Origin of the sequence: Psychrilyobacter atlanticus DSM 19335, assembly GCF_000426625.1 — a bacterium.
GTDB classification, from domain to species: Bacteria; Fusobacteriota; Fusobacteriia; order Fusobacteriales; family Fusobacteriaceae; genus Psychrilyobacter; species Psychrilyobacter atlanticus.
This window is the reverse complement of record NZ_KE384547.1, coordinates 1037807-1050039: the sequence shown is the minus strand read 5'-3', so window position 1 is coordinate 1050039 and position 12233 is coordinate 1037807. Positions and strand designations below refer to the sequence as shown.

The following is a 12233-nucleotide window of genomic DNA, read 5'->3' as shown; positions in this document are numbered from 1 at the left end:
GATACGGGTCTGTTTCAATTCACGATTATCAAAATTAGATATAACAAAATCTAATTTTAAATGTGATTAACACAAAAATAGACGAAAGAAAGTCAAGAAAGTTTCTCACTCTTCCTTTTTATGGTATTTTCAATGATTATTTAAAATAAGCTTATTAAAGCTTATTTTACAAATATTGACTTTGTGAGAGAAACCGAAGCTAAAACCATTCTGTCTTTCCTAGCAAGTGCCAGTGATCCCCGTTTCTTAGCAAGATGCCTGACGGACATGGTGGGCACGACGAAACTCGTGAGAGATTTACTGTTGTCGCTGGACGACTATAAACTTCAGCTTGAAGGAAAAATTCCATTAAAAAAATTATGTGATAGAGCATAAAAAAAGGCACATCAAAGTTAATTCCTGTGTGCCTTTAATATAATTTATGTTCCACACAAACTTTTGGATAATTCCATAAATAATTTTGAAACTTTCACTTTAACTTTTTGTCCTATTAAAAACAAAAATATTTGTTGTACTTCTTTTTTCACTTTTTTTAGTTACTATTCTCCTTTCCTTTAATAACTCGAATACTTCTCCTAACCTGTGAATCTCTACCTTAAATGATATCATAGATTTTTTTATTTCCACTTCATCTATCGAGTCCAACCACTCCAATAACTCTTTACTTTCTTCTGGTGGATTTTCCAGAAGAAAATTAACCCTATCTTCTGAGTTTTCATACTTGTAAAATAAAAACATCTTATCCTCTTCATTCAAATCTATTTTATAACTATTTTCCTTAACTATTTGACTTATGACACCACCCAAATCACTATTTCTAACATCTGGATCTGAAACAGAAATATAGTTTATTTTTTCATTTAAATTAAACTCTTCAGAATTTAAAAATAGTATTTCTTCTTCTGTACCCATAGAGTAAATGTCTAAATTTTCAACAAATACCTCAAAGTTTGTTCTTATAAAATCTAAAAATAAGTTTAAGTTTCTCTCTTTTATAGCTTCATAATTGCCTTTGTTAAATATAAAGCAATTCGATTTTATTGCAACTTCTAGCAATTTGATTCCAGCAGATTCAAAAGGGAACTCTTCAAATTCAAACCTATCTTCTAATTTGACAAGGGTATTTTCTAAAAATTTAGGTGAAGTTTCTTCACATAAAATAATCAACTTCAACATTTCTTCAGTGAATTCCTCTATATCCTCTAATTTACTTAATTTATCTTCTACCCAATTTCTAATACCTTGGTACTCATAGACCTCTAAGTAACCCTTTACATTTTTCCAACTGTGTTTAACTTTGCCTAATGCTATCACATCTTTCCATAGGTCATCTGGAATTTCTGAAAAATTGTAAGTTAACCTTTCTCTTTTCAAAATCTCTTTTCTTAGCTTTATCTCTATTTTATCGTCTCTTAATAGCTCTATTACATCTTCTTTTTTATCTTTTAACTCTCCACCCCAATCTAAAAAAACATTTTTAATATATTCATTCTTATTTTTACTAATCTTAATCCATAAAGGATCATCCTCTTGGAAAATTCTTTTTAAAGTTGAATAATTTGCTTCTAATAATTCTGATAGTTCTGGTATAGGCAATTCATGTATTCTTTGAATAATTATTCTCACATTTTCAAATGTCAAATTATAATTGTGGCTTTCATAGAGATAATTGAATAATTCATCCTTTTTTTCTGGTATATCTATACTTTTAAAAGTTAATTCACACGCAGATATCACTGATATTAAATTATTCATAGGTGTATTAAACTTAAAAAAATCATTCTCTATTCCACTTATAAACTCTCTTATATTACTTTTTTCAATTTCTTTTTTCAATTTTTCAAGACTCGCATACTTAATCAAACTCAAAAGCCATTCTTTTTTTTCATTTTCACCTATATCTAAATTAACTAAATCTTGCCAAACGTTCTCCCAAACTTGAAAAAGCTCTCTTAATAACCCTTTATACATTTTTGTATCCTCTAAAAACACATCTATAAATTCATATTCTTCAAAATAAACTTCTTTAAAATGCTCTAAAAATTTATTTAAATAAATTTTATGTATCTCTTTAAGAGAAATCATCTTATTAAATAATAGCTTTTTCAATATCTCAAAATTCAATATCCCTTTTGTAGAGAAATCTTCCTCTCTCAACCTTTTCATCAATGCGTCAATATTATTAAATTTATAATTAAATTCTTCCTTTCTTCCTACCCTTATTTTTTGTAAAAACATTAACTCTTTCTTAGTATAAGACCCTTCTCTAAATATCGAAATATACATATGATACTCTTCATCTAAACACCCATTTTTTAAAAGGTATACTAATAATTGTTTTTCCTGTTCTTCTATATTTAAAGTATTAAACTTTTCTATTTTTTCAAAAATAAAGTCACTTTCAAGCTCTTTTAAAACTTCTTTCAAGCTTAAATTTTTGAGTTCTATATTTGAGGTTAAACTTTTAAATTCTATATTTTGTTTATTCAACTTTTGAATTTTTCCATAGAGCAAATCAAGGTGTTGTCTATTATTTACACTTTCTATTCTTTTAGCATATTCAAAACCTGCTGCCTCTTCTATATCTTTAAAACCTATCCCACTAGAAATCTTAGAACGATTTTTAATACAGGAGATATTATTTGTTTTTCGAAAAATTTCAAAGTTTTCATCTTCTAAAAGTTCTTTAAGACCCACATAATTTATAGTTACGTAAAGTGAGCTTATCCCTTCTATTTTTTGTGTCAATTCATATATAAGTAATTTCCTTATTTCTTTTATGCTTATCAAAGTTTCTTCTTCTATTTTTTTTATTTTTTCTTTATAAGTAACAATTTTATTATTGTTACTTTCTATCTCTTTTTTTATATAATTATTTTTACTTCTTAAAATCTCAAACAACCCACCTTTATCAAATTGGAGCAACTCGAAGTCTTTATAAAAAATATTTTTATAAATCATCATACTAAAAAATTTCTCTAAGTTAACAACATTTTTTCCCAGCCTATTTTTATAAGTAACATAGTCATTGCAGATTGTTTTTAAAAGCCTCATATCCTGAATATATATTGAAATATCTTCAATGAATTTATCACTTATTTTATCATTAGATATATCTGATGATAACCTTTCCTTTAAAACAGTTTCTGAATTAAAAGAGTTGACTTGAGGAACTATTGGAAGGATATAATCAAAAAATTTACTCCTCTCAAAAGTATTCTCGAACAAACTATCTTTCATAACATATATAAATGTAACTTTTTGTTTTATTGCTTCACACTTATTTAATTTATTATTAATATTTTTTAGTTTTATAAATATATCTATATCTCCTACTCTATCTAAATCTTCTAAAATAACAATCTCACTTTTCGTTTTTTCGAAGAAGTAGATAACCTCATCTAAATATTGATCTAACGGAGATCCTTCTTTAGAACTAATCTCTATGCCACTTTTTTTATATTTAATACTATCTTTTACAAAATTAAAAATAATTATCCCCTCTTTTAGAAGAATGTAAGTACTTACAACAAAAAAGAATCCAATAATAGCTAGCCATACTAAATCTATTTTAAAAAAATTAATGTTTAAAAAAGATATAATTGAAGAATCAAGAGTCATATAATCAGATTTCAGTAAAAAGTATTTCCATTTACTTCTTAAGGGGGCATTAAAAAATAAATAGGTCAATACTAATGTTAATACACTAAATCCTAAACAAAGGACATCTCTTTTCCTCAAATTTCTTATCTTTTTAAACCTAGAATTTGGTAAGTCTGTTATTTTTTTTGAGTAAAAAAGCTGTTTCAATATTTTTTCTTCGATTGAAAAAAGAGATTTTTGTGTCTCTTCTTGAGTTTTTGAATTCGAAGAGTTTAGAGTAGCCAAAGAAATCCTAACGGGCTTAGGATTGTGTTTAAATATTATATTTAAACAATTTCTAAAATAAATCCAAATTATATTTGATTTCCCTAATTTTTCTAATTTCTTCTTATCTTTTTCTTTATCTGACTCTATTAGTCTTCCTATTTCATCTTCTTTCTTAGAATCAAATAGTTTTTTTATATTTCCTACCTTCTCAACATAATAGTGAATAAAGGTGTTTAAAAAAGTAGTTTTACCTACTCCATAACCTCCTGTTATTCCTATATTTTCTACATTTTTTTCATTTATAACTTTATTTAAAATATCTAAACTTCCCTTTATCTCTTTTAAATCTTTATAATCTTTGGCAACTAAAGCTTCTGCCCCCAAAATTTCGTAATCTATCTCTTTTTTCATTCTTCCCCCCTTTTTTATTTTTTTTAATAATATCTATTCAGAAAAAAATTATTTTAGTTAGTTTTAATTTGAATAGATTATACTACTTTTAAAAAATAAATTAAAGTTTAACTAAAATTATGTTAAAAAATTAATAGATATAGAAAAAACCAACCAATCCAATCTAAAATTCCCTCACAGCTTCAAAATCAATTTATGGTATAATAAACCTATAAAACAACAACTTGATGTTGCATCCAAAAAAATCAAAAACTAAATTCAAGGAGGAATTTAATGAATATATTGATGGCATTATCTCAGTTAGAAGTTACAGGAGCTGAAGTATATGCAGTTGAAATAGGAGAAAAATTAATAGATAGGGGACATAATTTATATTTTGTTTCCGATACACTGACGAAAAAAAACAGGGGTAAGTATATCCCCCTTGCATTCAATAAAAGAAATATCTTTCAAAGGTTGGATCAGGTAATAAAAATAGTAAAAATAATAAAACAAAATAAGATAGATGTAGTTCATGCCCACTCCCGTGCCTCTGCCTGGAGTACAGAAATAGCCTGTAAACTCACAAAGACTCCATTTGTGACTACTGTTCATGGGATGCAGCATGTTTCCAAGCACAGAAAAAGAAAACAGCCCATTGGATGTGGATATGCCGTCTGTGAAAATATACAAAATGATTTAATAGAAACTTTTGGTGTCGATCCTGCTGCAATTAAGGTTCTCAGAAATGGGATAGATCTAAGTAAATTTAAAGTCTCAACTCCTCCTAAAAATGAAAAAAAAGTAATCTCTATCATTGGACGTTTATCAGGCCCTAAAGCGGATATAACCTATAATCTCTTGACTAACTCCATTGATTTAGATAAATATACTGTAAATATAATCGGCGGGAAAGATATCCCCGAAAGATTTAATAGTTTTAAAAACAAGGTAAACTTTACAGGATATATCGATAACGTATATGAGTTCATGGCTGATTCCGATCTGGTTATAGGAGCGGGAAGGGTTGCTATGGAGAGTTTACTTATGGGAAGACCTACTTTAGCCATTGGAGAAGCCAAGGAGATCGGTATTATAGATACTGATACCGCCCATTTAGCTTTAGCTTCTAATTTTGGAGATGTAGGAGATAGAACTAACCATAATTTTGATTGGAATTTTATCAAATCTGAGATAGAACTCGGTATAAAATTAAAACAAACTCCTGCAGAAGTAATAGATATTATCGGAGAAAACTTCAATATCCATAAGATTGTGGATACTCTGGAAAAAACATATCAGAGGGAATGGGTAAGGGTAAAAAAATATGATATCCCTGTGATCATGTACCATAGAGTGATCAAGGATGTAGATACAGAATCTGGAAAACACGGTACCTATGTGACCATCGATCAGTTCAGGGATCATATGACGATCTTAAAGAAGGGAAACTATATCCCTATTACGTTTAGTGATCTAGCTGGTATTCCCATCCACCAGAGGTTTGAAAAAAAATATATCATGCTGACTTTTGATGACGGTTATGTAGATAACTATACCTATGCATTTCCCATCCTGAAGGAATTCGGATTCAATGCTGTTATCTATCTGGTTTCTGATAGAACCTACAATAAATGGGATGTTGATTTAACCGATGAAAAAACCTTTGAAATGATGGACCTCCCTATGTTGAAGGAGATGAGAGACAGCGGTATCATTGAATTTGGAGGACATACCCTCAGTCATCCCAGACTTTCCCAGCTGAGCGACATGGAGATGAAAAATGAGATATTTAAGGATAAGGAGATCACCGAGAACAAATTAAATATTCAACTGAATTCCTTTGCCTATCCCTATGGTGATCTGGATGACAGGGCTAAAAAGATGGTCAGTGAGGCAGGATATCCTTACGCCGTAGGCACCGACTCCGGTTCATACTGTCTCAGCGATGATATCTTTGAGATCAGGAGGATAGGAATCTTTCCTACTATTACAAATTTTGGATATAAAAGGAAGATCAATGGGAACTATAATTTTATCAAAATAAAAAGAGAAAATAAAAGGCAACGTTAAATAAACATTAAAACAAAAATTATCCCCTGCCACTATTGACATATGCTGAATTTTGAAAGATACTTTTAGTAGATATATTTATAAGGGGGTAAGGTTTTTGATTGATAAATTAATTAGAGAGACGAGATCTTTTAGGAGTTTTGAAAAGGTAAAAATCAGTAAAAAAGAGTTAGAAGAAGTTATTGAAATAGCCAGATATTCTAGTTCTGCTAGAAATGCACAATGTATAAGATATGTTTTAATCTCAAATGAGGAAATTTGCAGTCAGGTCTTTCCTCATACTAAATGGGCTGGATTTATAAATTGGAATCCTACAGAGGAGGAATCTCCGGCAGCTTATATCCTGATGTTAAATGAGAAAAAAATAGGTATTAGTGAGGCCATGTTCAATTTTGATATGGGAATTGCCAGCCAGAATATCATGTTGAAGTTGAGGGATATGAAGTATGGTGGTTGTCTCCTTGGTGCCTATAATAAACCTGTGATAAAAGATCTTTTAGAGATCTCAGATGACTATGATTTAGGGATTTTGATTGCCATCGGTAAACCAAAAGAAACTGTAGAGATCATAGATACCACTTCTGACACCAGATATTTCAGATCTAATGATATCCACTATGTTCCTAAGTTAAGAAGAGCAGATTTAATTATAAAAAATATATAATATAAAAAGCCGTCAGATAACTTAAACTGTAACCATGAAACTGGACACTTGAAAAAAAGTGTTAGTTTCATGGTTTTTTTGATACAATTTTTTAATAAGAGTTTAAAGGGGTGAATTAAATGTCTAAAAAAATATTTTCAGATATAGAAGTTACTAAATTATCTAAAAATAAAAATATTTCTAAAGTTTCAAATAAAGCTATTACATATACTTTTGAATTTAAAAAGAAATTTATTGAGGAATATAAAATGGGAAAGCCTCCGCGTATAATTTTTGAGGAAGCTGGCTTTGATGTGGATATTTTAGGTATGAAAAGAGTTGAAACTTCCTCTAAACGTTGGAGGAAAGCTTTTAAAGATAATGGTGAACTGGGTTTAATGGATTCCAGGAAAACATCTTCTGGAAGACCTCTGAAAAGAGAGTTAACAGATTTAGAAAAAATTAAACGTTTAGAAGCACAGATTGAATATTTAAAAATAGAGAATGAATTTTTAAAAAAGTTAGACGAGATCGAAAGGGGGGATGCTTAAATAAAACTGAGATTTTTGAAGCTATTAAATTAATAGTTAAAAGATATAAGTTGAAATCAAAAATTAAATTTCTATGTTTTCAAGCGGGGGTTTCCAGGTCTGGTTTTTACAACTATATTAATTCAGAAAAAAATAGAAATAATAAAGAAGCTAAAGATTTAAACTCCAAAAGATTAATTCTAAAAGCTTTTAATAGAAGAGGTTTTAAGAAGGGCGCCCGAAGTATCAGGATGATTTTAGAGAATGAATTTGATACTATTTTTAATTTGAAAAAAATAAGAAGAATTATGAAAAAATACGAAATAATATGTCCTCACAGAAAACCGAACCCCTATAAAAACATAGCTAAAGCAACTAAGGAACATTCGACTGTCCCTAATATATTGAAAAGAGAATTTAAACAAGAAGTTCCTAAAAAAGTTCTCCTAACTGATATCAGCTATCTAACTTATGGAATTGGAAAAAGAGCTTATCTTTCAACAATAAAAGATGGTAGTACTAATGAAGTATTAGCTCATGAGGTGTCTCATAGTCTTAGTATTGATATTGCTTTAAACACGGTTAAGCGCTTAGTTAAAAGAAAGTTTAAACTCCATCCAGAGTGCATTATTCATTCGGATCAAGGCTTTCACTATACTAATCCTAAGTTTCAAAGATTAGTGAAATCAAAGAAAATTATCCAATCAATGTCGCGAAAAGGTAACTGTTGGGATAATGCTCCTATGGAGTCATTCTTTGGACATATGAAAGATGAAATAAATTTAAAGCCCTTAAAAACATTAGATGATGTAAAGAAAGAAGTATCTAAATATATGAATTATTACAATAACCATAGGTATCAATGGAACTTAAAAAAGATGACTCCTGTGCAATACAGAAATCATCTTTTAACAGTATCTTAACCATACCTTTTTTTTAAGTGTCCTTGACAAAGGGTACAGTTTAACTTTGACGGCTTTTTTTTATAGACTAAATTTTTTATATCTGCCTGTTTCCCAACAATCTTTCCATGATCTCTATCTCCTTATTCTGAGTAGTTACTATGTGTTTATTGAGTTCTATCAAACTGCTGTTTTTCCCGACCTTCAAATATTCCTCTGCCATCCTTACTCCACCTTTATGATGATCTATCATATTGGATAAAAATAAAGTTTCCGCCTCCTTTTTATTTAAATTATCTTCAGGTATAACCATCTCTGCCATCATCTCATCCATTAATTTCACCATGAGTTGTTCAAAACCTTTAACCTCATTATCAATCAACCTTTTAGAAGATAGCAGCTGCTGCATCTCCTTTACTTCCCTTACCTGTGAAGTAACTATCCCTTCACACAGGGTCTTTAATTCTTCATCTTCAGTAATAAGAATTATCCCCTGGGCTGTTATTATAGCTCCCTCATGGTGGGGGATCATATAATTCATAAAAATATTTCCGGTATTTTTAGTAATGTACTTAGAATTATCTGCCATCATAACCCTGTGCCCATAAACTTCGTAGTCCTTATAATTATCCAATTCCAAATTTAAAAATTCTTCCACAGGTGTAAACACATCCACAGAATCTATCTCTCCATGCATATGGGTATCCATCTTCATATGACTTTCAGTCTCCATATGAGTCTGCCCGTCCATATGGCTGTCACCAGGTTTATTAAGAGCGCTGCACCCAACCAATAAAATTGCCGTTATCAACAATGAAATTTTCCCGATATTCATCTTTTTCATATTTCCCTCCCTTTATTTTTTTATATTTATACCTGTAAATATAAACTTTTCCTAGTTCCTTTATTTATATTTTTAAAAGGATTCCACTATTTCAACCTGTATAACATTTATATAGCAGGCTTCTTAACCTATCTTTAAAATTTGGAGGGCATCTTATGAAGATTTTTATTTTATTTTTTTTCATCACTCAATTGTGCTTTTCCATAGATTATTTTTTGGAGTTAAGGGGAGATTACAGCCTGCAGAATTATGAGGAAAATTATTGGTACTATAAAGGGATTGCAGGCCTCCGGCATGAAGGGGAAAATTTTTATACAGAACTTTCCCTCATTGGAGAGGAGGGAGCAGATCCTAGTGTAGACCTGTACCGGGGGTATTTAGAGTATTATATAGACGACCTCACCCTTTCAGCAGGCCGGCAGACCATAAGCTGGGGTCATGGCTATATCTTCAACTTTTCAGATGTATTCAATGAGATCGATATAGAAGATCCTAAATCCGATAAAAGAGGAGTCGATTCTATAAGGTTCAAATACAGTCTTTCGGATATGTCCAGACTTGAATTCATTGGATTTAAGACCGATGAAAAAGATGAAAATTTTGCAGGAAGATACACTTTCCTGATAGATGATTTTGAAGTTATGATGAACTATTTTCATATTGCACAACCATCTCCAATAACCGGAAAAATCGAGAAAAATGAAAGGATTGTTTTAGAGACTAAGGGAGATCTCATTATTGGAGTCTGGGGGCAGATATCCTATGATAAATATGAAACCGATGATCTTTATACCCTGGTCGCAGGAATCGACTACAACTTTAATCTCTACCAGAAAAATGTCTATACTGCCATGGAAGGATTTTATAACAAGGAGGGGGGCGGGACCTATTTCACCTATAATTTAAGGATAAATGAATCTTTTGAATTTTATCAGGGGTGTCTCCTTATAGATGATGGAGGATATTTAAACACAACTTTAAATTATATATACAATGATTATGTGAATTTTGAATTTGCCTATAACTACTACCATAATTTTGAAAAATATGGATACTTGACTAAAGATAATAAAGAATTAACCAACGAGATCGTTTTTAGAACTAAGATGTTTTTTTAGGAGGATCTATGACAATTGTAGAAGGAAAAGAAATAACAAAAATATATAAACATGGAAAGGTAGAGGTCAGAGCCATAGACAATATCAACTTTAAGATCGATTCTGGTGATTTTGCCGTAATAGCAGGCCCCTCTGGTTCAGGGAAAACGACTATTTTAAATATTATAGGTGCCATGGATTCCGTCACTGAGGGAAAAATTATTATCCATAACCAGGATATCAGTCTTTTAAATAAAGATGAGAGGGCAAATTTTAGGAGGGATAAGATAGGATTTATCTTCCAGAGTTATAACCTTATTCCTGTACTGACAGTCTATGAAAATATTGAATTTGCTCTGGATCTGTGTGAAAAACACAGCCCTACAGAAAAAAAAGAGAAGATTGATAGCCTTCTCCATGAATTAGGGATTTTTCAGTTAAAAGACCGAAGACCTTCGGAACTGTCCGGCGGGCAGCAGCAGAGGGTTGCCATAGCACGTGCTCTTATCAAAGATCCCATCCTGGTTTTGGCAGATGAGCCCACGGCAAATTTAGATACCCAGACCGGCAAAGAGGTCTTAGATCTAATGGTAAAAATAAATTTAGAAAAAAAGACTACATTTATCTTTTCCTCCCATGACATCATGATCATTGAGAAGGCCAGAAGGATTATAAAGATAAGGGACGGAAAGATAGAAGGTGAAAAATATGATAGTAAAGATGGCTTTTAGAAATATATTCAGGCACCGCATCAGATCAGTTTTAACATTGGCCAGTTTAGCATTTGGGATCTTCTTCATAATTGTAGGTATAGGTTTAAATGTAGGGATGGAGAGAAGGGTCATTAAAATAATGAGGGAAACAGAAACCGGAGACTATAAACTCTATGGAAAGGGTTATTTTGAAGAAAAATATGAAAATATCGATGACCGTTTAGATTTCCTTATCCCCAAAGAAAGCCTTTCTATTATAAAAAAATACGATCACAGCAGCCGACTGATTTTTTCAGGAGTTATAACTGATGGAAGGTATGATTATCCTGTGAGAGTCATCGGCGGAGATATGAAAATTGAAGATAGTTTTTTTAAAAGGAGCTCCTACCTCACCCATGGTAATCTGGGAGTAGTTATCTCTTCTACTCTGGCCAAAGACTTAGAGCTGCATGTGGGAGATCCATTTGTTTTAAGGGGAACTACAGCTAAAGAGAGTTTAAATGCCATAGACCTGGTGGTCACAGGAATAATAAAAACAGGTGGGTTGGAATTTGATCTAAATACCGTATTGATAGATTTAAAATCAGCTCAGGAGTTTACCGAAACCGACCACATCAACGACATCGTTTTAAGGGGTGAGATCTCCCCTACAGACTTAAAAAGTTTAGATAAATTAGGAGTAGAAACCATCTCCTACCTAGATGAACTATTTGACCTAATAGTCATTACTAAACTTAAAGTAAAAGTAGTTATAATCTTAAGCTGCATTATTTTATTCATGTCTGGAGTGGGAATAGTCAATACCATGTTGATGGCAATGCTGGAAAGACAAAAAGAGATTGGTATCCTAATGGCCAATGGTTTAAAACCCAAAGAGATTATGAAGTTGTTCCTCTTAGAAGGGAGTATCTTAGGAGGTATAGGCAGTAGTATTGGATTTATTTTAGGAGGAAGTCTGGTTTATTACTATGAATTGGTGGGAATTCCCATTCCCGATCTTGCCCATGAATTATCTACTACCATCCCCCTTTCCGATAGGATCTACGGTTATTTTGACCTTAAATTAAATTTATTATTTTTAATATTTGGGATTATTATAGCTGCCATAGCAAGTTTTTACCCAGCTTATAAGGCAACTCAATTAAATCCTATCGATGTTATAAGGGAGTAG

At 31.1% G+C, this 12233-nt stretch carries 8 protein-coding genes; 6 read left to right on the top strand and 2 right to left on the bottom strand.

Features of this window, described 5'->3' with window-relative positions:
• Positions 1-474: 474 nt before the first annotated feature.
• A complete protein-coding gene (locus tag K337_RS0105410; protein WP_028855709.1) occupies positions 475-4281 on the bottom strand; it encodes a YobI family P-loop NTPase in 3807 nt (1268 codons plus the stop codon).
• A gap of 273 nt (positions 4282-4554) precedes the next feature.
• Between K337_RS0105410 and K337_RS0105405 the strand changes: the two genes are divergently transcribed.
• The 3 genes from K337_RS0105405 to K337_RS19540 all read left to right on the top strand — a co-directional run bounded on the left by K337_RS0105405 (position 4555) and on the right by K337_RS19540 (position 8429).
• Positions 4555-6333, top strand: a complete 1779-nt coding sequence (locus tag K337_RS0105405) for a bifunctional glycosyltransferase family 4 protein/polysaccharide deacetylase (RefSeq protein WP_028855708.1) — start codon at positions 4555-4557, stop codon at positions 6331-6333.
• A gap of 97 nt (positions 6334-6430) precedes the next feature.
• Positions 6431-6997 carry a nitroreductase family protein gene (locus tag K337_RS0105400; protein WP_028855707.1) on the top strand — a complete coding sequence of 189 codons (567 nt, stop codon included), beginning with the start codon at positions 6431-6433 and terminating at the stop codon, positions 6995-6997.
• A gap of 119 nt (positions 6998-7116) precedes the next feature.
• Positions 7117-8429 (top strand): IS3 family transposase gene (locus K337_RS19540; RefSeq protein ID WP_425414013.1). Its coding sequence is split into 2 segments (ribosomal slippage): positions 7117-7507 and positions 7507-8429, totalling 1314 coding nucleotides; the frame shifts between segments, so codons are not numbered across the junction.
• A gap of 76 nt (positions 8430-8505) precedes the next feature.
• Here K337_RS19540 and K337_RS0105385 read toward each other — a convergent pair.
• The gene (locus K337_RS0105385; protein WP_028855705.1) at positions 8506-9252 is read right to left on the bottom strand and encodes a DUF305 domain-containing protein; all 747 of its coding nucleotides are present in this window, start codon (positions 9250-9252) and stop codon (positions 8506-8508) included.
• Positions 9253-9407: 155 nt separating this feature from the next.
• Between K337_RS0105385 and K337_RS0105380 the strand changes: the two genes are divergently transcribed.
• From K337_RS0105380 to K337_RS0105370, 3 genes are read left to right on the top strand one after another with little or no spacing between them, the layout of a single operon-like run.
• Positions 9408-10370 carry a hypothetical protein gene (locus K337_RS0105380; RefSeq protein ID WP_028855704.1) on the top strand — a complete coding sequence of 321 codons (963 nt, stop codon included), beginning with the start codon at positions 9408-9410 and terminating at the stop codon, positions 10368-10370.
• A gap of 8 nt (positions 10371-10378) precedes the next feature.
• On the top strand, positions 10379-11080 hold the full coding sequence (locus K337_RS0105375; protein WP_028855703.1) for an ABC transporter ATP-binding protein: 702 nt from the start codon (positions 10379-10381) through the stop codon (positions 11078-11080).
• Complete coding sequence (locus tag K337_RS0105370) at positions 11058-12233, top strand: ABC transporter permease (protein ID WP_028855702.1); 1176 nt, start codon at positions 11058-11060, stop codon at positions 12231-12233. The genes K337_RS0105375 and K337_RS0105370 overlap by 23 nt, the downstream gene beginning before the upstream one ends.